Source organism: Pseudomonas sp. HN2-3, from assembly GCF_020691745.1.
In the GTDB taxonomy this organism is placed as follows: Bacteria; Pseudomonadota; Gammaproteobacteria; order Pseudomonadales; family Pseudomonadaceae; genus Aquipseudomonas; species Aquipseudomonas capeferrum.
This window is the reverse complement of the sequence record NZ_CP085704.1, coordinates 2,697,500-2,721,630: the sequence shown is the minus strand read 5'-3', so window position 1 is coordinate 2,721,630 and position 24,131 is coordinate 2,697,500. Positions and strand designations below refer to the sequence as shown.

Genomic DNA, 24,131 nt, shown 5'->3' with positions numbered 1-24,131 from the left:
ATCAGCAGCCGCGCCTGTCACCCAGGTGACAGGCGCTGCCGGCGCGGGTTGCGCGCTATCCAGCCGTGCAATTCGGCGGCGGGCATCGGCCGCCCCATCAGGTAACCTTGCCCCTGATCGCACCCGGCATTGCGCAGAAAGTCGTACTGCTCCTGGGTTTCGATACCCTCTGCGGTAATGCGGTACCCCAGGGCATGCCCCAGGTCGATGATGGCGCGGGCAATGGCCACGGCATCATCGTCAACCGGCAAGTCCTTGATGAACGCGCGGTCGATCTTCAGGTGATCGATAGGCAGCGCGCGCAGGTAGGCCAGTGATGAATAGCCGGTACCGAAGTCATCCACCGCAGTGGCCACCCCCATGGCCTGCAATTGCGCCAGCACCGCACAGGCTTGCTGCTGGCTCTCCATCAGCAGGCTCTCGGTAATCTCCACTTCCAGCAGATGGGCGGGCAACCCATGGCGCTCCAGGGCCACCGCCAGGCTCGACACATAATCGCTGCGCTCGATCTGCAGCGCCGCGACGTTGATCGCCAGCGGTCCCGGCAGGCAATCGTCCATACGCCATGCCGCCAACTGCGCACAGGCCAGTTCCAGCACCCGCTCACCCACGGGGATGATCAACCCGGTACGTTCTGCCAAGGGGATGAACTCGGCCGGTGATACCAGGCCGGCTTGCGGATCGCGCCAGCGCAGCAGCGCCTCGACACCCTCCAGCCTGCCGCTGAACAGGTCCACTTTGGGCTGGTACCAAAGCTCGAACTCATCGTTGTTCAGCGCCCGGCGCAAATTGCGCTCCAGTTCCAGGCGTTGCTGTAAGCGCGCGGTCATGTCCGGGTGGTAGGGCCGCCAGGTGTTACGCCCGCTTTCCTTGGCGGCATACATGGCGGTATCGGCGTGGCGCAGTAGGTTGTCGACACCTTCGCCGTGCTGCGGGCACCAGGCCAGGCCGATGCTGCCGGTAACCAACGCGGCATTGCCCTTGAGGTCGAACGGCCGTTGCAGGCAGCGCAGCAGGTGGCACAGTTGGTGGCTTATCTGGCCCTGAGTGCCCTGGAGCATGAACACGAACTCGTCGCCGCCCAAGCGGCAGACGCGGTCGTGCAGGTCCAGTTCCTGCAGAAAACGTGCGGTGGCTTGTTGCAGCAGCAGGTCGCCCATGGCATGGCCGAGGCTGTCGTTGACCTGTTTGAAACCGTCGATGTCGAGTACCAACACGGCCAGGCCGTGCCCCTTGTTGATGGCCTCGGCCAGTTGCCGCTGGAACAGCACCCGGTTGGGCAACCCGGTGATGGTGTCGTAGTGCGCCAAGCGCTCGAACTGCGCCTGTGAGTGGTGCAGCTCGCGGTTTTGCTGCTGCAGATGGCGCTGCTTGCGCTTGAGCCGCACGGCGTACAGGCCAAGCAAGCCCGTGGCGGCAACGACCAACCAGAACAGCGGCGAAGCCAGCAGTGCGCACGTCTGTTCATCGCAAAACGGGGGGCTGGATGTGATCATAGGCCTGCGCACGCACTCGGTTAGTGCTGTATCGGCGCAGCGCAGGCAATGTTGAGCCAGACTGGTGTTTTTCCTGCGGCCGGTGCATGCTCGAAGCTGAAGCGTTTCACCTGGCACGCAATCCGCTCAGATATGTGAGGTGCAGTACCCATGAACCGTCTGCTCGATTCACTCTTCCCCACTGCCGACAACATCCCCGACACCTGGCGCCTGGAAGCCCCCCTGGAACAACGCGACTACTTGGTGAACGGCCAGCTCAAGCGCTGGGACGGCCCGCTGGCCACGGTGCGCAGCCCGGTCTGGCTGAAGCAGGCCGACGGCGAGCAGCAGGTCGTGCTCGGCAGCGCCCCGCTGCTTGACGCCGACACCGCCCTTACCGCGCTGGATGCCGCCGTGCAGGCCTACGACAAAGGCCGCGGCGCCTGGCCAACGATGCGCGTGGCCGAGCGCATACAGCACGTCGAAAGCTTCCTTGCACGCATGCGCGAACAGCGCCAGGCGGTGGTCAAACTGCTGATGTGGGAAATCGGCAAGAACCTCAAGGACTCGGAAAAAGAGTTCGACCGCACCTGCGACTACATCGTCGACACCATCAATGCACTCAAGGACCTCGACCGCCGCTCAAGCCGTTTCGAGCTCGAACAAGGCACCCTTGGCCAGATCCGTCGGGCGCCACTGGGCGTGGCACTGTGCATGGGGCCATACAACTATCCCCTCAATGAAACCTTCACAACGTTGATCCCCGCGCTGATCATGGGCAATACCGTGGTGTTCAAGCCGGCCAAGTTTGGCGTGCTGCTGATTCGCCCGTTGCTCGAAGCTTTCCGCGACAGCTTCCCGCCTGGGGTGATCAACGTCATCTATGGCCGCGGCCGCGAGACCGTCAGCGCGCTCATGGCCAGCGGCCTGGTCGACGTGTTCGCCTTCATCGGTACCCACAAAGCCGCCAGCGACCTGAAGAAACTGCACCCACGCCCACACCGCCTGCGCGCGGCGCTCGGCCTGGACGCCAAGAACCCCGGCATCGTGCTGCCCCAGGTCGACCTGGACAACGCCGTCGAAGAGGCCGTCACCGGCGCCCTGTCATTCAACGGCCAACGCTGCACTGCGCTGAAGATACTGTTCGTCCACGAGGATGTGGTCGAGGTCTTCCTGGACAAATTCCAGCGCAAGCTGGCCGCGCTCAAGCCGGGCATGCCGTGGGAGCCAGGCGTCGCGCTGACGCCTTTGCCGGAGCCGGGCAAGGTCGACTACCTCGACGGCCTGGTGGCCGATGCCACGGCCAAGGGCGCCCGCGTCATCAACGAAGGCGGCGGGCAGAGCCGCGGCTCGTTCTTCTACCCCGCCCTGCTCTACCCGGTGAACCATGAAATGCGCGTGTACCACGAAGAGCAGTTCGGGCCGCTGGTGCCGGTGGTGCCCTACCGCGACCTGCAGACCGTCATCGACTACGTGCTCGACTCCGATTACGGGCAGCAGCTGAGCTTGTTCGGCAACGACCCGGCGACCATCGGCAGCCTGGTCGATACCTTTGCCAACCAGGTCGGCCGCATCAACATCAACGCCCAGTGCCAGCGCGGGCCAGACACCTACCCGTTCAACGGCCGCAAGAACAGCGCCGAAGGTACGCTGTCGGTGCATGACGCTTTGCGCGTGTTCTCGATCCGCACGCTGGTGGCGACCAAGTTCCAGGAAGCCAACAAAGCGCTGATCAGTGAGATCATCCGCAATCGCCAATCGAGCTTCCTGACCACCGACTACATCTTCTAACCCGCCAGCGCTTAATGGAGAAATGGCATTTGCATTGGTCGCCAAGCTGTATAAACATACAGCTTCGCGATCAGTGTCGGCCTTGCCCTCGCAAGCGGCCAGCACTGCCAATGCAAAAGGAGGCCATACCATGTCAGCCAAACCCATCCCCGAAGGCCAGCACAGCATCACCCCTTACCTAGGTATCAAGGACGCCGCCAAGGCCATCGACTTCTACAAGCAGGCCTTCGGCGCCATCGAAATGTTCCGCCTCGACGGCCCTGACGGCCGCGTCGGTCACGCCGAGCTGAAGATTGGCGACTCGTCACTGATGCTCGCCGACCCGTGCGACATGGAGGGCGGGCTTACCGCCAGCCAGCATGTCGATGGCGCGGCCATCGGCCTGCACCTGTACGTCGAAGACTGCGACCAGGTCTACGCCCAGGCCATTGCAGCGGGTGCCACTGCGCTGCGGCCGCTGCAGGATCAGTTCTACGGTGACCGCAGCGGCACCCTGAAAGACCCGTTCGGCAACCTGTGGTTCATCTCCACGCACAAAGAGGACCTCACCCCGGAAGAAATCCGTGCCCGCGCGGCCAAACTGTTCAGTGGCAACTAAGCCGCCGGCTGCGCGCCTCAAGTTGAAAGTGAAAGCGCTTTGCTTGAAGCTTGGGGCTCGTAGCTTGGAGCTGCCCGTCAATGCGTATCATCGATAAAACCGCCGCGCAGGTGCGCAGCCTCACACCCGCCGAAGAAGAACTGCTGGTTGGCTTCAGCACAGGGACGCTCGTCGGCCCACGGCTGCTGCAGGCCAACCAGTTGCTGATGAAGGTGCGTAACGCCAACCAGTGGCTGGCCTGCGACTGCCGCAAAGACGCCCTGCCGGTGCTCAACGTGACCCTCAATGGCAGCACCGGCACGCTGTTTTTGAAAAACAACCCCGGTACCGCCGAGCATGCACCGGGCTGCCCGTTCACCAAGGACGAGCGTGAAGCCGCAGAGCGCGAAGACGACCCTGCACCACCCGCCGCGTGGCTGCCACCCGATACACCGTTGCGCCTGATCGGTGACTTTCGCCCGGCCCAGGACAACGGCGGCGGTGATGGCAATGAGCGGCGCGAACAGCAACGGTTGCTGTCGCTGTTGCTGACCTGGGTCGAGATCAGCGGCCTGAACCTCTACGCCACCCACCTGAAAAAAGACCTCACCGGGCAGTTTGCCGAATTGCGCAGCGTTGCCAGCCGCTACCCGCTGCTGGAGCGGGTGCCGGCCAGCAACTACCTGGAAACCCGCCTGGACATGAAGCACATGATGATGCTCAAGGCCCGGCTGCGCGAGGCCACCGTGTTCGGCAACCACCGCCGGCATGGCCTGATGCTCGACTGTGTCGACCAGATCAAAGGGCGCAAGCTGTTCAACAACCGCAGCGACGAGGGGTTCGACTTCCAGGGCCATCACCTCTATTGGGGCGGCAACCGCACGGCCGGCCCCCTGTTGGCATTGGCGCTGTACTCGCCCACCAGCGCCGGTAGCCATTTCTACGAACTGATCCATGTGGCCAGCGTACCGGTGCTGTCGCGTGCCCACCTGTTCCCGGTGTACCGCGATGAAGAGCGCGAGCCGCTCAAGGCGCTGGTGTCGCTGATCGACTGGATGGCCAGCAAGGGTGTGAAGGTGCAGATGCGCCGACCGGTGATCGGCGGCCAGGTGATGGATGAACTGGTCCTGACGTCGGATCAGGACCGGGTGCTGTCAGTGTCGCTGCTGGAGCAACCGATCGGCCCCGAGCCGGATGCCGAGAACTTCAAGCGCTACGCCGACTTCAAGAGCCTGGAGACCTTCCGCAAGTTTGTGGCGGGTTTCTTCATGCGGGAGCGCTGAAACCCTCAGGTGTTGGATGTGCGTCCAACACCTGAGGTTGTACTCAGATCAACCAAGAAACAGCTGGTAAGCCGGGTTCTCGGTCTCGTCCCAATAGCGATACCCCATCTCGTCCAGTGCCTGGGGCAACCTCGCCTGCTCATCGGCCGGCACTTCAAGTGCAGCAAATACCCGCGCTTCTGCGGCGCCATGGTTGCGGTAATGGAACAGGCTGATGTTCCAACGTTTGCCCAACCGCTCCAGGAAGCCCAGCAGCGCACCTGGCCGCTCCGGGAACTCGAAGCGCAGCACACGCTCATCCGCCCCAGGCGCGGCATGCCCGCCCACGGTGTGGCGCACATGCAGCTTGGCCAGTTCGTTGTCGGTCAGGTCGAGTACGCTGTAACCCTGCTCGGCGAGGCTGGCCAGCAGCTTTTCACGTGGGTCGTGCAGCGGGTGGGTCTGCACCCCGACAAACAGACGCGCTTCCTTGCCCGGGTAGTAGCGGTAGTTGAACTCGGTGATCTGGCGTTTGCCCAGTGCCTGGCAGAAGGCGCGGAAGCTGCCCGGTTGCTCGGGGATGGTCACGGCGATGATCGCCTCGCGCTGCTCGCCCAGTTCTGCCCGCTCGGCCACATGCCGCAGGCGGTCGAAATTGACGTTGGCGCCGGAGTCGATGGCGACCAGGGTCTGCCCCTGCACACCCTCGCGGGCCACATACTTCTTGATACCGGCCACGGCCAGGGCACCGGAAGGCTCGGTGATCGAGCGGGTGTCGTCGTAGATGTCCTTGATCGCCGCGCACAGCTCATCGCTGTTGACGGTCACCACCTCATCGACGAAGTGCCGGCACAGCTCGAAGCAATGGGCACCGATCTGCGCCACCGCCACACCATCGGCAAACGTGCCGACCTGGGGCAGGATCACCCGTTCGCCTGCGGCCAGCGCAGCCTGCAGGCAGTTGGAGTCTTCCGGCTCGACGCCGATCACCTTGACCTCGGGCCGCAGGTATTTCACGTAGGCGGCAATGCCCGCCACCAACCCGCCACCGCCCACCGGGACGAAGATCGCATGCAGATCACCCGGGTGCTGGCGCAGGATCTCCATGGCCACCGTACCTTGCCCGGCGATCACGTCCGGGTCATCGAAGGGTGGCACGAAGGTAGCGCCCTCTTGCTCGGCCAGCTGCAGGGCATGGGCCAGTGCGTGGGGGAAGCTCTCACCGTACTGCACCACGTGGCCACCCCGCGAACGCACCCCTTCGACCTTCAGCGAAGGTGTGGTGGTTGGCATGACGATGGTGGCTTTCAGGCCCAGGTGCGAAGCTGCCAGGGCGACGCCCTGGGCGTGGTTGCCCGCCGACGCGGTGATCACCCCGCGTTCACGCTGGGCCGCTGTCAGACGCGACAGCCGCGTGTAGGCACCGCGGATCTTGAACGAGAACGTGGGTTGCAGGTCTTCACGCTTGAGCAACACCTGGTTGCCAAGGCTGGCAGACAGCGCTGGCGCTGGCTGCAGCGGTGTTTCGATGGCCAGGTCGTAGACGGGCGCTGAGAGAATGCGCCGCACCTGCTGCGAGAGTAGCTGCTGGGGCGTGGGCGGGGTACGCAGGTTGGCGCTGAAGCTGGTCATCGATGACTCCTTGGCTGTTTTCACGGTGCCCAGGAGTCAGAGAGTAAAAACCCGCCTCCAGGGCGGGTTAGGTGCACGTACGCGCTAGCCCGCCAAACTGATAATGGCGGTAATAATAATGGCGTTCACGTGCGGGAATGTGTTCATGGGGTAAGAACTTATCCCGCCGCATGGCAGCAAGTCAACACTTTGCCTGCTGCGCCGAAAGCGGCACATCGAAGACCTTGTCGAAGCCCCACTGGAACACGAAGGCATAGACGAAGAAGAACACGAACAACGCCAGGTTGGTCAGAAACGCCGCCCACAGGCTCACATCCAGCCACCACGCCACCAGCGGCAGCAGAATCACCACCAGCCCGCCTTCAAAACCCAAGGCATGCAAGACCCGGCGCATGAAGGTGCGCTTACGCTGCTGCTGACGCGCCTCCCAGCGCTCGAACGCCCAGTTGAAGGCCATGTTCCAGCTCATGGCAATGCCCGACATGAGCACCGACAGCGCGGCCGATTGGGCCATACCGGCATCAAACGCCAGTTCCAGCGCTGGGGCCACGCAGGCCACGGCGATGGCTTCGTAGAGGATGGCCTGGACGATTTTGCGTGCCTTGCCTTGCATGTTCAGCTCCCTGAAAAACGACCTACCAAGCTACAAGATGTGGCCCACAAGAAAAAGGCTGAAATTCATATCTGACTAACCGTTCAATAAAAGGCTCGACCGCACTGTGCGCCGCTGTGGCCTGCCCAGCACGTATTGGACAACCCTGTATTGGGCTGCTTGTACAAATGCCGTGCACGCAGCGACACGTCATGCACCTTCGTCCAGGGAGCCGTACGAGGACCACGCATGAGCCTGCATGCCTCAAAGGAGCTCACCGATGCTCAACTGCGCCATGGCCACCACCTGGACCCTCCTCAGCCCGTTCTACGGCACCAACATCGACCTGCAAGACCTGGTAGCCGCCATGCTGATCAGCTACGCGCTGTTCATCAGCGGCCTGGTCATCTACAGCTACCTGCGTATCCGCCAGGCCAAGCTGCACAACTTTTATATGTCCAAGGTGCTGCTCGACCAGGCTTACGACATCGACAACTTCAAGCAGGTCAACGACCGGTTTGGGCATGATGTTGGCGATGAGGTGCTCAAGCGCGTGGCTCAGCACATCAAGGCGTCAATCGTAGGCCATGAATTCGCCAGGCTCGGCGGCGAGGAGTTCGTAATCTTCTTCCATGGGCTGGATCAGCCGGCTGCCGATCGACAGGTTGCGGCGTTGTGCAGGCGTGTACGTGAAGACCGGGGGGCGCATCCGGTGACGATCAGCATCGGGCTGGCCCGGGTGGACCCTGCAGATACCTTGACCAGGGCGCTGGTCAAGGCGGATCAGGCGTTATATGAGGCCAAGCACAACGGTAAAGATCGCTTCGTGCTGTGGACTGCCCAGCAGAGCGAACCTACCCACCCGCAGGCAGGCGAATCCTGAACTGCGCCCCGCCCAGCGCAGACTGCGCCACCGTCAACGTGCCGCCCTGCCCTTCGATGGCCCTCCGGCTGATCGCCAGCCCCAGGCCGAAACCACCGGTATTGCGGTCACGGCTACGGTCCAGGCGATAGAACGGCTGGAAGATCCGCTCACGTTCTTCAACCGGAATGCCGATCCCGTCGTCCTCGACCGTCAGCAGGCAAGCGCCGTCCTCTTCAAGCCGCAACCTCAACAACAGGTTTTCGTCGCAATAACGCATCGCATTGCGCACCAGGTTCTGCACCGCCCGGGCTGTCAGCCGTGGGTCGAGCACGAACCGCGGCAGCTCACGCTCGGCACGCACTTCCCACTGGATGCCGCGGCTGTCGAGCTCTTCGGCAAAGCCGCCAAGCACACTGTCGACCAGCTCCAGCAACGACACCTCGACCCGCTCACGGGCCTGGTCGGCGTTGTACAGGCGGCTGTAGGACAGTAGCTCGAGCACCAATTCGTCCAGCTCACGCACGTGCCCAACCAGCTCCAGCAGGCGCTTGCGGCTGGTGGGCGGCACCTCGTCGAACAGCAGCACAAGGCCGAAGTCCAGGCGAGTCAGCGGTGTGCGCAGCTCATGGGATACCGCATTGAGCAGCTCGCGCTGCTGGTTGACGTGGCGCTCCAGGTCGCTGGCCATGGTGTCGAACACCCCGGCCAGTTCGCCGATGTTCGAGTGCGGCGAGATGTGCGTGCGTTCCGCCATCTGCCCCTGGCCCAGGCGCCGGGCGGTCTCTTTGAGCCGCTCCAGGTCGCGCCAGTGCGGCCATACCCACAGCAGCAGGCAACCGAGCATGGCCGCGCCGATCAACACGGTGACGCCCCACGACAGCACGTTGATGTCCAGTGGGTCCGGGGGTGCATGCAGGCGCACCAACCAGTCCTTGTCGAGCGGTGCCAGCACCGTCTCGTAATAGCCCCAGTCGGCGATGCGCACGGCGTACGACCCGTGCTCCAGGCGCGCCTGTTCATCCTCGCTCAGCTCGGCCTGGTCCCTGCGCAGCAGCTTGATTTCGAGCGGTGCGAAGGCGTCTGCCAGGTCTTGCTCCACCGCTGGCCAGCGCTCGCGCGGGGCTTGCTGGAACTGGCGCACGATCAGCGACTGCACGCCTTTGGCCTGGTCCAGGTTGTAGGCCATGAAGCGATCATGGAACAGCCCGACGATAGTGTCGGGGATGAACAGCAGCGCACCGGCGTAGGCGACGATGATCACCAGGTAGAGGCGCACCAGGATCTTCAGCATACTCGGTCAGCACTCCCACTCGACGCGGCTGAATAGGTAACCTTTGCCCCACACGGTCTTGATCTTGCGGGCCTCGCCAGCGCTGTCGTCGAACTTGCGGCGCAGCTTGGAAATGGCGACATCCACCGAGCGGTCGGTGCCGTTGAACTCGATGCCGCGCAATTGCTGGAGGATGCGGTCGCGGCTGAGCACTTCACCGGCATTGCGCGCCAGCACCACCAACAGGTTGTATTCGCCGCTGGAAAGCTCCACTTCTTCACCGCGCCAGCTGACCAGGCGCTCGGCCAGGTCGATGCGCAAGCAGCCGACCAGGATCTGCTCGCTGTCCAGGCGCGGCTCGTGAACGCCGCTGCGGCGCAGCAAGGTCCGTACACGCGCCAGCAGCACACGGGGCTCGCACGGTTTGGTCACGTAGTCGTCGGCGCCCATCTCCAGGCCCAGCACCTGGTCGTGGCTGTCGTCGCGGGCCGTCAGCATCAGGATCGGCAGGCTCTGCGATTCCTGGCGCAGCAGGCGGCACACCTGCAGGCCATCGATACCTGGCAGCATCAGATCGAGGATGACCAGGTCGGGTTTGTCCTGGCGCAAGGCCTCCAGCACATGATCGCCGCGGGCGATCACCCGGACATGAAAGTCGTTGCGTTGCAGGTAGCTGGCGATCAGTTCGGACAGAGCGCTGTCGTCCTCGACCAGGAGAATATTCGGCATAGGCGTTTGGGTAGCGTTCAGTGAAGACGTCGCCGGCCTCTTCGCGGGCTTACCGGCGAAGGGTCCAGCACACAGGGTTACAGGCAGAATATAGAATCCCCTATAGCGACAGGATTTTTCTTCACACTTTTTCACACACGTCCTACAGGTATTAACAGGCACCGGAACGCCGTCTGCCTTAGCATACGCACGGTCATCATCGGAAGATCCGTATGCTTATTACCCGTATTCCTCGCCTGCGCCCCGTGGCGCTACTGGCGTTTCTGAGCATCTCCCTGGCCGGCTGTGGCGACAGCAACGAGCAGGAAGAAAAAACCCCCGCCCCCCACGTCCGCGTGGAAACCCTGCAATTGCAGCCACTGGCCATCAGCAGCGAGCTCAGCGGCCGGATCCTCGCCCCGCGCACTGCCGAAGTGCGCGCACGGGTGGCCGGCGTGGTGCTCAAGCGGGTGTACCGTGAAGGCAGCGACGTCAAGCAAGGCGACGTGCTGTTTCTGATCGACCCGGCGCCGTTCAAGGCCGACCACGACAGCGCCCGCGCCACCCTGGCCAAGGCCCAGGCCAACCTGTATCAAGCGCGCCTGCAAGAGCAACGCTACCGCGAGCTGGTCGACGAAAAGGCCGTGAGCCGCCAGGAATACGACAATGCCCGGGCCAGCTTCCTGCAGGCCGACGCCGAAGTGTCCGAAGCCAAGGCCGCCCTGGAGCGCGCCCGCCTGAACCTGGGTTATGCCACGGTAACCGCGCCGATCTCTGGGCGAATCGGCCGTGCGCTGGTGACCGAAGGTGCACTGGTTGGGCAAAACGAGAGCACGCCCCTGGCCACCATCCAGCAACTGGACCCGATTCACGCCGACGTCACCCAGTCGACCCGCGAGCTCAACGCCCTGCGCCGTGCCCTGCGTGCCGGCGAGCTGCAGCAGGTCGGCGACGGCCAGGCCCGCGCCACCCTGATCCAGGACGATGGCAGCGCCTACCCGTTGCCCGGCAAGTTGCTGTTCTCCGACATCAGCGTCGACCCGAGCACCAACCAGATCACCCTGCGCAGCGAATTCCCCAACCCGGACCTCGACCTGCTGCCAGGTAGCTACGTGCGCGTGCGCCTGGAGCAGGCGGTGCAGCCCAAAGGCCTCAGCGTGCCGCAGCGCGCCATCCTGCGTGACAGTGCCGGCGTGCCGAAAGTGCTGGTGGTCGACCCGCAGGCCCGCATCAGCGACCGTCAGGTGGTGCTGGGCAATGCCCAGGGCGACCGCTGGGTCGTCAGCGAAGGCTTGGCGCCCGGTGAACAAGTGGTTATCGAAGGCCTGCAGCACGTCAAGGCCGGCGACCAGGTGCAGGTCGAAGCGAGCCAGGGCACAGCGCCCGGCGCGCCGCCCATCGCACAGCACAACAGCCAGTGAGGGGCTGACCCATGCCGCATTTCTTCATTGACCGCCCGGTGTTCGCCTGGGTGGTCGCGTTGTTCATCCTGCTGGCCGGCGCCTTGGCCATCCCGCAGTTGCCGGTGGCCCAGTACCCCAACGTGGCCCCGCCACAGGTGGAAATCTATGCCGTGTACCCTGGCGCCTCGGCGGCGACCATGGACGAAAGCGTGGTCAGCCTGATCGAGCAGGAGCTCAACGGTGCCGACAACCTGTTGTATTTCGAGTCGCAAAGCAGCCTGGGCAGCGCCACCATCACCGCCACCTTCGAGCCTGGCACCCACCCCGACCTGGCCCAGGTCGATGTGCAGAACCGCCTGAAGGTGGTCGAGTCGCGCCTGCCCCGCCCCGTGACCCAGCAGGGCCTGCAAGTGGAAAAGGTATCCACCGGCTTCCTGCTGCTGGCCACCCTGACCTCGGAAGACGGCAAGCTCGACGAAACCGCCCTGTCGGATATCCTCGCGCGCAACGTGATGAACGAAATCCGTCGCCTGAAAGGCGTCGGCAAGGCCCAGTTGTATGGCTCCGAGCGCGCCATGCGGATCTGGATCGACCCGAGCAAGCTGATCGGCTTCAACCTCACGCCTAACGACGTAGCCGACGCCATCAGCGCACAGAACGCCCAGGTCGCCCCCGGCAGCATTGGTGACCTGCCCGCCCGTGGCACCCAGGAAATCACCGCCAACGTGCTGGTCAAGGGCCAGCTGAGCACCCCCGAGGAATTCGCGGCCATCGTGTTGCGCGCCAACGCGGACGGCTCCAGCGTGACCATCGGCGATGTCGCCCGGGTCGAGATCGGCGCCCAGGAATACCAGTACGGCACGCGCCTGAATGGCAAGCCGGCCACCGCCTTCAGCGTGCAGTTGGCCCCTGGCGCCAACGCCATGGAAACCGCCGACCTGGTGCGGGCGAAAATGCAGGAGTTGTCGCGCTACTTCCCGGAGGGGGTGAAATACGACATCCCTTACGACACCTCGCCCTTCGTCAAGGTGTCCATCCAGCAGGTGATCAACACCCTGTTCGAGGCCATGTTGCTGGTGTTCGCGGTGATGTTCCTGTTCCTGCAGAACCTTCGCTACACGCTGATCCCGACGCTGGTGGTGCCGGTGGCACTGATGGGCACCTTCGCCGTGATGATGGCCATGGGCTTCTCGGTCAACGTGCTGACCCTGTTCGGCATGGTGCTGGCCATCGGCATCCTGGTCGACGATGCCATCGTGGTGGTGGAAAACGTCGAGCGGATCATGGCCGAAGAAGGCCTGCCGCCCAAGCAAGCCACGCGCAAGGCCATGGGCCAGATCAGCGGGGCGATCGTCGGCATCACCCTGGTGCTAGTGGCGGTGTTCCTGCCCATGGCCTTCATGAAAGGTTCGGTGGGGGTGATCTACCAGCAGTTCTCGGTGTCCATGGCGGTGTCGATTCTGTTCTCGGCGTTTCTTGCCCTGAGCCTGACCCCTGCCCTGTGCGCCACCCTGCTCAAGCCGCTGGCCAAAGGTGAGCACCACGAACGCAAGGGCTTCTTCGGCTGGTTCAACCGGCGCTTCGATAGCATGAGCAACGGCTACCAGCGCTGGGTCGTGCACGCGCTCAAACGCAGCGGCCGTTACTTGCTGGTGTATGGCGTGCTGCTGGCCGTGCTGGGCTATGGCTTCAGCCAGCTGCCCACAGCGTTCCTGCCGACCGAAGACCAGGGCTACACCATCACCGACATCCAGCTGCCGCCCGGTGCCAGCCGCATGCGCACCGAGCAGGTGGCCGCCCAGATCGAGGCGCATAACGCCGAAGAACCGGGTGTAGGCAACACCACGCTGATCCTCGGCTTCAGCTTCTCCGGCAGCGGGCAGAACGCGGCGCTGGCCTTCACCACGCTCAAGGACTGGTCCGAGCGCGGTGCCGACGACAGCGCCCAGTCGATCGCCGACCGCGCCACTATGGCCTTCACCCAGCTCAAGGATGCCGTGGCCTACGCTGTACTGCCGCCCCCTATCGATGGCCTGGGTGAGTCGACCGGTTTCGAGTTCCGCCTGCAGGACCGGGGTGGCATGGGCCACACTGAACTGATGGCCGCGCGCGATGCATTGCTGGCCAATGCCGGCAAGAGCAAGGTGCTGACCAACGTGCGCGAGGCTTCGCTGGCCGAAAGCCCACAGGTGCAACTGGAAATCGACCGTCGCCAAGCCAATGCCCTGGGTGTGTCGTTCGCCGACATCGGCGCAGTGCTGGATACCGCCGTAGGCTCCAGCTACGTCAACGACTTCCCCAACCAGGGCCGTATGCAGCGGGTGGTGGTGCAGGCCGAGGGCGACCAGCGCAGCCAGGTCGAAGACCTGCTGAAAATCCACGTGCGCAACAGCAGCGGCAAGATGGTACCGCTGGGGGCCTTCGTTCAGGCGAAATGGGTCAGCGGCCCGGTACAACTGACGCGCTACAACGGTTACCCGGCGGTTTCGATCTCCGGTGAACCGGCCGCGGGCTACAGCTCGGGCGAAGCCATGGCCGAAGTCGAGCGCCTGGTCGCGCAACTGCCCGCCGGTGCGGGCCTGGAATGGACCGGCCTGTCCCTGCAAGAGCGGCTGTCCGGCAGCCAAGCACCGATGCTGATGGCGCTGTCGCTGCTGGTGGTGTTCCTGTGCCTGGCAGCGCTGTACGAAAGCTGGTCGATCCCGACCGCCGTGCTGTTGGTAGTTCCGCTCGGTGTGCTCGGTGCGGTGCTGGCCGTAACCCTGTGCGGCATGCCCAATGACGTGTTCTTCAAGGTCGGCGTGATCACCCTGATCGGCCTTTCGGCAAAGAACGCGATCCTCATCATCGAGTTCGCCAAGAGCCTGATGGACCAAGGCGTCGATGCCGTGGACGCTGCGGTACAGGCAGCCCGCCTGCGCCTGCGGCCGATCGTCATGACCTCGCTGGCCTTCATCCTCGGCGTGGTCCCCCTGGCCGTCGCCACCGGCGCCAGCTCGGCGAGCCAGCAGGCGATTGGTATCGGGGTGATCGGCGGCATGCTCAGCGCAACCCTGGCGGTGGTGTTCGTGCCCGTGTTCTTCGTGGTGGTGATGCGCCTGGCCGGGCGGGGTAAGGCCAAGCCTGAAGCGCGAGCCAGCCACGCCACTGAAGGCTGACAGGTCGGGGTAAGCCGATGAACAGGAGCGTTGGCGTTGCGCTCCACGCTCCTGTTCTGGTTAACCCGCTACTTGTTGTTAACCGCCGCCTTTAGCTTCGTGCCCGCTGTGAAAGCAGCCTTGTTTGCTGCAGGGATATCCAGCGGCGCCTTGGTCCGAGGATTTCGGCCAACCCGAGCAGGCCTGTGCTTCAACTTGAAAGTACCGAAGCCAATCAGGGCAACCTGGTCTCCCGTCGTCAACGCTTGGGTAACTTCTTCAATGAAAGCATCGAGGGCTTTTGCAGCCTTCAACTTTGAGACTTCTGCCTTTTCCGCGATGGACTTGGTCAGTTCGCCTTTGTTCATAGACTCGCTCCTTGGTTTGCAGGCTTGTCCCCAGGACAGCGCCGTCGGCGTATTTAGGGCCCCATTGGGGTAAGCCCACAACTGGTAAAAATGTCAGGTCGCGCACCCTGTTGTTCTGCCAATCTGGACTTTCACTTCCAGGCATGGGAGGTTGCCAAGCCTTGAACCTTGGAAACTGCCCGATGACCTGCCCCCCCTTGCCCTGCTGTTCTGTTCTCATCCTCGCCGGCGGCCGTGGCCAGCGCATGGGCGGCCGCGACAAGGGGTTGCTGGCCTGGAAGGGCGAGCCGCTGGTGGCGCATGTACAGCGCGTGGTGCGGCCGTTGAGCGATGACCTGGTGATATCCTGCAACCGCAACCAGGCGGCCTATCGGGCCTATGCCGACCAGTTGGTCGGGGACGCCGACCCGGACTTCCCCGGGCCGTTGGCCGGGGTGATCGCCGGCCTTGCCGCGGCGCGGCACGAATGGGTGGTGGTGCTGGCTTGCGATGCGCCGCTGATCGACCCAGTGTTGATCGAGGAATTGCTGCAGTTGGCGGTGACTGGCAACAGTGCGGCGATGGTGCGCCAGGGCGGTTACTGGCAACCGATGTTCAGTGTATTGCCGCGCAGGCTGTTACCGATGCTGCAACAGGCCTGGGCGGCCGGTGAGCGGAGTTTGCAGAAGGCCCTGCTGCTTGAGCCGGTGCAGGGGCTGGAGTGTGCCGAGGGTGACCGCAGGTTGAGCAATTTCAATAGCCCTGACCTGCTGCAGGGCTGAAGGGTCGATTTCCTCCACGCATTAACCAGCCGACAGCTCCCCGACGCTGATCTCGCGCATTCTGAACTTCTGCACCTTGCCGGTCACCGTCATCGGGAACTCATCGACAAAACGGAAGTAGCGCGGCACCTTGAAATGGGCAATCCGCGCCCTTGCCCATTCGCGCAGCTCGTCTCCAGTGGCCGCATGCCCCGGATGCAACCGCACCCAGGCAACGATCTCCTCGCCATACTTGCTGCACGGCACGCCAATCACCTGCACGTCGGCGACCGCCGGGTGAGTGAAGAAAAACTCCTCCAGCTCACGCGGGTAGATGTTCTCGCCGCCCCGAATGATCATGTCCTTGCTGCGCCCGACGATGCGCACATAGCCCTGCTCGTCCATCACCGCCAGGTCACCGGTATGCATCCAGCCTTCGGCATCGATGCTTTCGGCCGTGGCCTTGGGGTTGTTCCAGTAGCCCAGCATCACGCTGTAACCACGGGTACAGAGCTCGCCGATCTCACCGCGCGGCACGCTGTGGCCATCGCCATCGACGACCTTGTTCTCCAGCCACGGCTGGGTCCGCCCGACACTGCTCACCCGCCGCTCCAGGTCATCATTGGCGCCGGTCTGCAATGACACCGGGCTGGTTTCGGTCATGCCATAGGCAATCTGCACCTCGGCCATGTGCATCTCGTCGATGACCCGGCGCATGACTTCGATCGGGCAGGTAGCGCCGGCCATGATGCCGGTGCGCAGGCTCAAGAGGTCGAACGCGTGACGTTGCGGGTGATCCAGTTCGGCGATGAACATGGTCGGTACGCCGTACAGTGCCGTGGCCTTCTCTTCGGCGACCGCGCGTAACGTGGCCAACGGGTCGAACGCATCGTTGGGGTAGATCAGCGTACTGCCATGGGTCATGCAGCCCAGGTTGGCCATGACCATGCCAAAGCAGTGGTACAGCGGTACCGGCACCACCAAGCGATCATGCTCGGTCAGGCCGAGGCTTTCGCCGACCATGTAGCCATTGTTGAGGATGTTGCTGTGGCTCAGCGTGGCGCCCTTGGGGAAGCCGGTAGTGCCGGAGGTGTACTGGATGTTGATCGGGTCGTCACAGTGCAGTTGCGCCTGGCGCGCCGCAAGGGCCTCGGCGCTGACGGCATCGGCGCGGGCCTGCAAGGCGTCCCAGGCCATAAAGCCCGGCGGCGGTGCCGCAGCCAGGCTCACCACCCCGCGCAGTTCGGGGAAGCGCTCGCAGGCCAGTGCGCCCGGCGTGCCATGGGCAAGGCCCGGGACCAGGCCGAGCAGCATGGCGTGGTAATCGGAAGTCTTGAAGGCGTCGGCGCAGATCACCCAACGGCAACCCGACTGGACCAGGGCGTAGTCCAGTTCGCTTGTGCGGTAGGCCGGGTTGATGTTGACCAGGATTGCCCCGACCTTGGCGCTGGCGAACTGGGTGATACACCACTGGGCACAGTTGGGGGCCCAGATGCCCAGGCGGTCGCCCGGTTGCACGCCCAGGGCCATGAGCGCGCGGGCGTGCTGGTCGACGGCTGCGGCCAGTTGCCGCCAGGTGTAGCGCAATGATTGGTGGTGAACGACCAGGGCTTCGCGGTCGGGGAAGCGGGCCACGGTGGTGTCGAAGGCGTCGCCGATGCATTGGGTAAGCAAGGCCTTGCCCTGGTCGCCCTGGGAGTAGCTTGGCTGGGTCATGGGTGCGCTCTTGTTGTTCTTGTGTTGATTGGCCGGCCCTTGCGCAGGCAACACCGCCCCCACAGGTACTGCACGCCCTGTGGGAGCGGGTTTATCCGCCCTACCTGACAAACACTTGCGGCGTAGTGGTCGACATGTCCCCACCCGGCAGCTTGATGTTCTTCACTTTCTCCAGCGTCTGCGGGTCGAACACCGCCAGGTCGTTGAAGGTGCCGCCCAGGTACAGCTTGTCGCCCTTCTTGTCGAAGGCCACGCAGTAATAGGTGTGTTCAAGGTTAGCTGCCTTGATCAGTTTGCGTTCCTTGATGTCATACCGCGCCAGGCGGTTGAGCACACCGTAGATCTGGTTCGGATCCTTCGGCGAACGCAACCCGGTGAAGTACAGCTCGGTCAGGTCGGCAAACTCCTGGGTGTGGGTCTTGCCGGTCTTCAGGTCCACACTCAGGTAACCATAGAGCAGCTCGGCGGTGGCCGGGTCCTGCTTGTCGTCCTTGAACTTGGCGATGGTATAGAGCATCGAGAACTCGTGCCGGGCGCTCTGGTGCGGCCAGAAATACAGCACGTCCGGGGCGCTGTAGCCGGGCCGGTTCCAGTTGCGCAACGGCAATGCCACCTCGTACCTGCCGGTTTGCACGTCCATCTTGTAGATGTCCGGGCCGGCCACGAACAGGCTGCCATCGTCGGCGGCGCGCATCAGGTACACCTGGCGCGGCATCGGGAAGGTACGCGCAGGTTTGGCATCGAGGCCATCGGCGGTGCGGAACACCTCCAGGCGCGGCGGCTTGACCACATAGTGATCGTTCAGCCGCTGGGTCGGGTTGACCGTGGCATACACCTCTTTACCGTCCGGGCTGATGGCAAAGGAATACATCGATTTGCCGACCTCCCCGGGCACACTGGACAAACTGGCGTGGAAGGTGGTCTTGCAGGTGTCCAGGTCGATGCCGTAGAGGTCGCCGTAATGGTTGTTGAGCACATAGGCGGTGCGGTTGTCGGGCGCCATCATCGCGGTGCCGGGGCCGAACGCGTCAGGCATGCGGCAGCTCTTGTACACCGCATCCGTGGCCACATCGACCACGTGCAGGTTGTTCGGGTAGTTGGTCACGATCAGGTATTCATGGCCAGCCTTCAAGGCCGGCCCGGTGTCGTCAGCCTGTACCGCCCAGGCGCTGGCCGTGGTGGCGACGGTGAGCGCGAGCTGCGCGCAGAGTCCAGGTTTCATGCGGTTTCCCCTTGTCATTCTTGTTGGGCCGGTCACTTGTCTTTCGGGAACACGGTGCCAAGGTTGCGCCAGTCGTCCTGGGAGTTGGTCGCCTGGGCGTTCCAGTCCTGGTAGGTGCTCATCATGTCCGGCACCTGGGCCGGCCACCAGCAGGGGTCGGAACAGCCATAGAGGTCGGCCTCCATGGGCTGGCACAGCGAGCTCACGCCACCGAAGGCGTCCACCTCCCAACCCGGGTCGGTGGTGGCGGTACAGCCCGCCACCGCGCTCATCGCCATGACCTCTTCAACACGGTCTTCGGCAGCGGCCTGTTCGAGGATGCGCGCCTTGTTGTTCAGGGGCTTCAAATGCTTCATGTCAATGCGCCTTCCGCGGGGTGATATAGCGGTCGATGAAGGCCGGGTTGGCGGCCATGATGCGGCTGTAGACTTCGATGCCGAAGTCGACCCAGTCGCGCATCAGTTCGCAGTAGTGGTAGGTGGGGTGCTGCGGGTCGCCGTAGCGTGCGTAGCTTTCGTGGTAGCAGCCGCCGGAGCACAGGTTGCGGATACGGCAGCTTTCGCACCCCGTGTTGCTGCGGTCCAGGCGTTGCGACAGGAAGTCATTGAGCTGCGCTTGTTTGACGCCTTGGTGCACATTGCCAAAGGTCGGCAGGCTGGAGCCGGTGAAGCGGTGGCACAGGTTCAGCTCGCCTTCGTGGTCTACCGCCAGCATCTTCAACCCGGCGCCGCATGGCAGGGCTTTCTTGTGGCCTTCGTGGATGTCGGTGATCAGCTGGTGCAAGTTGGAGAAGCCGATGTTGCGGTGCTCCAGCGCTGCTTCCAGGTAGCGTCGGCCCAGGGTTTTCATATTGGCGAACACCTGCACCAGCTCGTCGCCGGTGAGGTTGAACGCCGACAGGTCGCCGGAGGTCACCGGAGCGAAACCGACCTCTGCAAAGCCCAACTCGTTGAACAGGTGATGCCAGATGGTCTCGACATCGGTGATGCCGCGGGTCAGGGTCACCCGCGCCCCCACCGGGCGGCTGTTGTAGCGCGACAGCAGCATCTCGGCCTTGCGCCGCACCACGTCGTAGGTGCCCTGCCCGCCCACGGTGATGCGGTTGCGGTCATGCACGGTCTTGGGCCCGTCGATACTGATCGACAAGCCGAAGCGATGGGCGTTGAGCCAGTCGATGATCTCTTCGGTCAGCAAGGTGGCGTTGGTGGTCATGATGAACTCCACCTGCTTGCCAGCCTCGGCAAAACGCCGCTCGCAGTAGGCCACCATGTGCTCGATCAAAGGCCGGTTGGACAACGGCTCCCCGCCGAAGAACACCACGCTGTAGCGTTGCTCGTCGGGCGATTCCTTGAGCAGCATCTCCACCGATGCCTCGGCGGTGGCGGTACTCATCTTCTTGCCGGCCGAAGGTTTGTCCAGGTCCTCCTTGTAGCAGTAGGTGCAACTGAGGTTGCAGCCGGTGTTGACGTTGAGCACCACCGTGTTCAACGCCGTACGCTCGACCTGCTTGAGGGCGATTTCCGGCGTCAGTGGCGAGCCGTCGCTGACCACTTCCAGGGCGATCAGCTCGCGCAGGGTCTCTTCGATATCGACGCCGGCAAACTGCTGGCCGAGGCGCTGCATCAGCTCTTCGGCAGAGCAGCCTTGCTGGCGCAGGGTGTCGATGATGCCGCCGGTTACCGCGTCAGTGGCAAACAGCGAGCTGCTTGGGATATGAAACAGCATGCGGTCGGCATCGACCTGCACTTCGTGCAGGTTGCGTTCGACCAGGTTCAATTGTGCGCCCATGGCGACCTCCGATAATCGATCCGTTGGAAAACGCGTTCACACCTGCCTTATGGCAAGGGCGGGTTGTTCCAGCGTTGGACGGTGACGATCATGTGGCCCTCGCCGGTCTGGCCGCCGTCAGCCAGGGTGGCAATGACCTTCAGGTTGCCCGCGTTGTTGGTCATCATCTTGCGTGCCGGGTTAGGCCCTGCGCCGCCGGGCACGAAGACCCCGTCGGCCTGCATCTGGCCGGCGAACTTGACGTCCTCGTCCTCGACTGCACGCTCGTTGAACGGCTCGACCTTCCACTTGGCCGGCAGGTAACCGATGCGCAGCGGCTGGCCGCTGGCGTCCTTGCCCCAGGCTTCGGCTTCGAAACGCCCTTGCACCTTCGGTACCGAAGCGCCGTTCTCGCCGATGCGGGCGATGGAGAACGCCGGCACCACCTTGACCTCGTCGACCTTGTCGTACACCGCCAGGTTGACGCCCTTGAGCGCGCCCACCACCACTTCTCGCTGGCCTGGCTTGGCGTCTGCCGCCGCGCGCGCCTTGACCCGCATCAGGGTCGGCGTGGCCTCAAGTACTTCGGTCACTTCAACACCTGCGCCCAGTTCCGGCTTGCCCGACAGGCCGCTGCCGACCAGGGTGATCTCGCTCTCGGCACCCACCTTGATGTACGCCGGCTGTACTGCCAGCAGGCGTGCCTTGCCCGCTTTCACGGCGCTGAAATCCAGGCCGCGCTCATCGTGATCGGCCTCGAACATGCGGCCTTTCATCTCGCCATCCAGGGCCGCGAATACCTGGCGCAGGTTGCTGTCGCCGACTTTCACGTTGCCGCGCCATTCATAGCCGTTGTAGAGAATCGCCGAGCCGCTGCCCGTGAACGGCGTACCGTCGGCGTAGCTGCCGTTGACCTCGACCTTGAAGGTGTCGCCCTCCCCCGCGCTGACAGTCATCACCCCGCGTACATCGCCTTTGGCCAACATGTGGCCGCTGAACGCCCACTGCCCTGGCAACGCATCGGCCTTGGGCCGGGCCTGCTGCCATTGGGCCCAGGCCGGGCTGTCGAGCGGGAAGCGCTTGGCCAGGTCCGGCACCACTTGCTTGAGGGCGATTTCCAGCCAGTCGCGATCGCGGGCCTGGGCCTGGTATTCGAGGGACGGCCATTGGCCGAGGTGGAAGTTGACCAGGTGTTCCCATTCCTGGGCCGGGCGGCGTTGCAAGGCGACCCGGGCACCGGAGTGGCAACGGCCACAGGTTTCACTGAGCTGTTGGTCGAAGTGCTCGACCGTGTTCAGCCGGCGCTCCATGGCGTAACGCACGCCGTCGGTTTCACTGGGCGCCAGGCCCTGCTTGTCGGCCAGGTACTTGACCAGGGTGCGCCGATCATCGTCGCTGATCTGCAGGCCGTGCATGACCTGCATGCGGGCGATGCTCATCAGCCAGCCTTCGGGCGTCTTGCGCTGATGGCTGATGCGGCTGTAGTTGTCGTTGCCCTCGGGGATATGGCAACCCATGCACTTGGTTTGCAACAGGCTCGGGCCCTGCTCGGCCGCCATGGCCTGGGTGCTCAGCAGCGCGGCGGCGACCAGCGCCAGTTTGCCCGCATGCCGCCGGAGTCGAGTCGTCTTCAAGGTCAGACCTCCACGGTTGTTGTTTTTATCGTTTTTGCACGCTTTGGTACAGCAGATGTGCATGTGACTATGGCGATACAGGAACTGTGCCACCTGCTTCAAATGTGTTGAATTTCAGCCTCTTAGTAGGTTTATAACGGTCGCGAAGGCGAACCTGAGCCTTGTCGGAGCGTGCCATTTCGCGACAGTGTGTTTCATGTTGAGACAGGGCCCTGCCCCGCGAAGAGGCCAGTGCAGGCAGTGTTTCACCACCGTCTCACAGCGTCTCAATGTGCAACAGCGCAACCCTGCAATCGCAACCTTGCACGGCGGCAAACCCCAAGCGCCTCAAGCCCTTGGACCCGATCGGCGACCTTGGCACGGCCATTGCGCAACCGCCTCTCACATTCCAATGACAAGAGGCACTGCCCCATGCTTTCCGAACTGCCCATCCTGCCCGCCACCCGCGCCTTCCTCGAACGCAAGCTGAAGATGCGCATCGGCGCCGACTGGCAGGACGCCGCCAGCGGGCGCACCCTGTCGTTTCGCAACCCGGCCACTGGCGAGGTGCTCGGTGAGGTGCCCGCCGCCGACGCCGAAGATGTCGACCGCGCCGTACGTGCCGCGCGCCAGGCCTTCGACGATTCGCCGTGGAGCCGCCTGCGCCCGCGAGAGCGCCAGAACATGCTGTGGCGTCTGGCCGACCTCATGGAGCGCGATGCGCAACAACTGGCTGAGCTTGAGTGCCTGAACAACGGTAAGAGCGCCGCCGTGGCCAAGGTCATGGACGTGCAGTTGGCCATCGATTTCTTGCGCTACATGGCCGGCTGGGCCACCAAGATCGAGGGTAGCACCGTCGAAGCTTCGATGCCGTTGATGCCCAACGACCAGTTCCACGGCTTTGTCCGCCGCGAGGCGGTTGGCGTGGTGGGCGCCATCGTCGCCTGGAACTTCCCGCTGCTGCTGGCCTGCTGGAAGCTGGGCCCGGCCTTGGCCACCGGCTGCACGGTGGTGCTCAAGCCCGCCGACGAAACCCCACTGACCGCGCTCAAACTGGCCGAACTGGTGGACGAAGCCGGCTACCCGGCCGGCGTGCTCAACGTGATTACCGGCACCGGCCTGAATGCCGGTGCGGCGCTCAGCCGCCACCCGGGCGTCGACAAGCTGACCTTCACCGGTTCGACCGAAGTCGGCAAGCTGATCGGCAAAGCGGCCATGGACAACATGACCCGCGTCACCCTGGAACTCGGCGGCAAGTCGCCGACCATCGTCATGCCCGACGCCAACCTGCAAGAAGCCGCCGCCGGCGCCGCCACGGCAATCTTCTTCAACCAGGGCCAAGTGTGCTGCGCAGGCTCGCGGCTGTACGTGCACCGCAAGCACTTCGACAACGTGGTGGCCGACATCGCCGGCATTGCCAACGGCATGAAGCTCGGCAGCGGGTTGGACCCAGCGGTGCAAATGGGCCCGCTGATCTCGGCCAAGCAGCAGGACCGCGTCACCGGCTACATCGAGCTCGGCCGCGAGCTGGGCGCAACCATTGCCTGCGGTGGCGAAAGCTTCGGGCCGGGGTACTTCGTCAAGCCGACCGTCATCGTCGATGTCGATCAGCGCCACCGCCTGGTGCAGGAAGAAATCTTCGGGCCGGTGCTGGTGGCGATGCCGTTCGATGACATCGACGAGGTGATCGGCATGGCCAACGACAACCCCTATGGGCTGGGGGCGAGCATCTGGTCGAACGACCTGGGGGCGGTGCATCGGATGATTCCGCGGATCAAGTCCGGGTCGGTGTGGGTCAACTGCCACAGCGCGCTCGATCCTGCCCTGCCGTTCGGTGGCTACAAGATGTCCGGCGTCGGCCGCGAAATGGGTGCGGCGGCCATCGAGCACTACACCGAACTCAAGTCGGTGTTGATCAAGCTCTGACCTTCAGCCGCTACCGGCCCTTGCACAGGTACACCACTGAACGCGAAAGCTGTGGGGTACCTGTGGC

Annotated in this window: 18 protein-coding genes and 1 pseudogene; 8 read left to right on the top strand and 11 right to left on the bottom strand. The window is 63.8% G+C overall.

Annotated features, from left to right (window positions below; translation table 11 throughout):
• Positions 1 to 17: 17 nt before the first annotated feature.
• Positions 18 to 1,496 (bottom strand): putative bifunctional diguanylate cyclase/phosphodiesterase, encoded by a 1,479-nt coding sequence (locus tag LJX93_RS12425; RefSeq protein ID WP_081874708.1) that lies wholly within the window; start codon positions 1,494 to 1,496, stop codon positions 18 to 20.
• Between the two features lie 150 nt (positions 1,497 to 1,646).
• On the opposite strand from LJX93_RS12425, the gene LJX93_RS12420 reads away from it, so the two are divergent.
• The 3 genes from LJX93_RS12420 to LJX93_RS12410 all read left to right on the top strand — a co-directional run bounded on the left by LJX93_RS12420 (position 1,647) and on the right by LJX93_RS12410 (position 5,126).
• On the top strand, positions 1,647 to 3,266 hold the full coding sequence (locus LJX93_RS12420; RefSeq protein ID WP_033697633.1) for an NADP-dependent glyceraldehyde-3-phosphate dehydrogenase: 1,620 nt from the start codon (positions 1,647 to 1,649) through the stop codon (positions 3,264 to 3,266).
• 130 nt (positions 3,267 to 3,396) lie between these two features.
• Positions 3,397 to 3,864 (top strand): VOC family protein, encoded by a 468-nt coding sequence (locus LJX93_RS12415; protein WP_033697631.1) that lies wholly within the window; start codon positions 3,397 to 3,399, stop codon positions 3,862 to 3,864.
• 80 nt (positions 3,865 to 3,944) lie between these two features.
• Complete coding sequence (locus LJX93_RS12410) at positions 3,945 to 5,126, top strand: hypothetical protein (RefSeq protein WP_033697629.1); 1,182 nt, start codon at positions 3,945 to 3,947, stop codon at positions 5,124 to 5,126.
• Between the two features lie 48 nt (positions 5,127 to 5,174).
• On the opposite strand, the gene ilvA is transcribed toward LJX93_RS12410, so the two are convergent.
• Both ilvA and LJX93_RS12400 read right to left on the bottom strand, forming a co-directional pair.
• Positions 5,175 to 6,737, bottom strand: a complete 1,563-nt coding sequence (ilvA, locus tag LJX93_RS12405; RefSeq protein WP_156310303.1) for a threonine ammonia-lyase, biosynthetic — start codon at positions 6,735 to 6,737, stop codon at positions 5,175 to 5,177.
• Positions 6,738 to 6,918: 181 nt separating this feature from the next.
• A complete protein-coding gene (locus LJX93_RS12400) occupies positions 6,919 to 7,350 on the bottom strand; it encodes a PACE efflux transporter (RefSeq protein WP_156310305.1) in 432 nt (143 codons plus the stop codon).
• A gap of 268 nt (positions 7,351 to 7,618) precedes the next feature.
• Here LJX93_RS12400 and LJX93_RS12395 point away from each other — a divergent pair.
• A pseudogene (locus LJX93_RS12395) lies at positions 7,619 to 8,212 on the top strand (GGDEF domain-containing protein); the annotation flags it as partial.
• Here LJX93_RS12395 and LJX93_RS12390 read toward each other — a convergent pair.
• Positions 8,184 to 9,485, bottom strand: a complete 1,302-nt coding sequence (locus tag LJX93_RS12390) for an ATP-binding protein (protein ID WP_033697623.1) — start codon at positions 9,483 to 9,485, stop codon at positions 8,184 to 8,186. The pseudogene LJX93_RS12395 and the gene LJX93_RS12390 sit on opposite strands and share 29 nt — an antisense overlap.
• Before the next feature lie 6 nt (positions 9,486 to 9,491).
• Positions 9,492 to 10,193, bottom strand: a complete 702-nt coding sequence (locus LJX93_RS12385; RefSeq protein WP_033697621.1) for a response regulator transcription factor — start codon at positions 10,191 to 10,193, stop codon at positions 9,492 to 9,494.
• 212 nt (positions 10,194 to 10,405) lie between these two features.
• On the opposite strand from LJX93_RS12385, the gene LJX93_RS12380 reads away from it, so the two are divergent.
• Both LJX93_RS12380 and LJX93_RS12375 read left to right on the top strand, forming a co-directional pair.
• Complete coding sequence (locus tag LJX93_RS12380; RefSeq protein WP_033697619.1) at positions 10,406 to 11,593, top strand: efflux RND transporter periplasmic adaptor subunit; 1,188 nt, start codon at positions 10,406 to 10,408, stop codon at positions 11,591 to 11,593.
• Positions 11,594 to 11,604: 11 nt separating this feature from the next.
• Complete coding sequence (locus LJX93_RS12375; RefSeq protein ID WP_047583334.1) at positions 11,605 to 14,733, top strand: efflux RND transporter permease subunit; 3,129 nt, start codon at positions 11,605 to 11,607, stop codon at positions 14,731 to 14,733.
• Between the two features lie 68 nt (positions 14,734 to 14,801).
• Here the strand turns inward: LJX93_RS12375 and LJX93_RS12370 are convergent, their stop codons facing one another.
• Positions 14,802 to 15,080, bottom strand: a complete 279-nt coding sequence (locus LJX93_RS12370) for an HU family DNA-binding protein (RefSeq protein WP_047583335.1) — start codon at positions 15,078 to 15,080, stop codon at positions 14,802 to 14,804.
• A 182-nt stretch (positions 15,081 to 15,262) separates the two neighbouring features.
• Between LJX93_RS12370 and mobA the strand changes: the two genes are divergently transcribed.
• A complete protein-coding gene (gene mobA, locus LJX93_RS12365; protein ID WP_033697616.1) occupies positions 15,263 to 15,841 on the top strand; it encodes a molybdenum cofactor guanylyltransferase MobA in 579 nt (192 codons plus the stop codon).
• Positions 15,842 to 15,862: 21 nt separating this feature from the next.
• Here mobA and LJX93_RS12360 read toward each other — a convergent pair whose 3' ends face one another.
• From LJX93_RS12360 to peaA, 5 genes are all read right to left on the bottom strand, one after another.
• Positions 15,863 to 17,536: a fatty acid CoA ligase family protein gene (locus tag LJX93_RS12360; RefSeq protein ID WP_227697240.1), complete on the bottom strand. Its 1,674-nt coding sequence runs from the start codon at positions 17,534 to 17,536 to the stop codon at positions 15,863 to 15,865.
• Positions 17,537 to 17,636: 100 nt separating this feature from the next.
• Positions 17,637 to 18,758 (bottom strand): quinohemoprotein amine dehydrogenase subunit beta, encoded by a 1,122-nt coding sequence (gene peaD / locus LJX93_RS12355; RefSeq protein ID WP_033697614.1) that lies wholly within the window; start codon positions 18,756 to 18,758, stop codon positions 17,637 to 17,639.
• Between the two features lie 32 nt (positions 18,759 to 18,790).
• Positions 18,791 to 19,114 carry a quinohemoprotein amine dehydrogenase subunit gamma gene (gene qhpC / locus LJX93_RS12350; RefSeq protein WP_008091708.1) on the bottom strand — a complete coding sequence of 108 codons (324 nt, stop codon included), beginning with the start codon at positions 19,112 to 19,114 and terminating at the stop codon, positions 18,791 to 18,793.
• Position 19,115: 1 nt separating this feature from the next.
• Positions 19,116 to 20,546, bottom strand: a complete 1,431-nt coding sequence (peaB, locus tag LJX93_RS12345) for a quinohemoprotein amine dehydrogenase maturation protein (RefSeq protein WP_033697612.1) — start codon at positions 20,544 to 20,546, stop codon at positions 19,116 to 19,118.
• Positions 20,547 to 20,593: 47 nt separating this feature from the next.
• Entirely contained in the window at positions 20,594 to 22,159 is a 1,566-nt protein-coding gene (gene peaA, locus LJX93_RS12340; RefSeq protein ID WP_047583358.1) for a quinohemoprotein amine dehydrogenase subunit alpha, read from the bottom strand.
• 411 nt (positions 22,160 to 22,570) lie between these two features.
• On the opposite strand from peaA, the gene LJX93_RS12335 reads away from it, so the two are divergent.
• The gene (locus tag LJX93_RS12335; protein ID WP_033697611.1) at positions 22,571 to 24,064 is read left to right on the top strand and encodes an aldehyde dehydrogenase family protein; all 1,494 of its coding nucleotides are present in this window, start codon (positions 22,571 to 22,573) and stop codon (positions 24,062 to 24,064) included.
• Positions 24,065 to 24,131 lie beyond the last annotated feature (67 nt).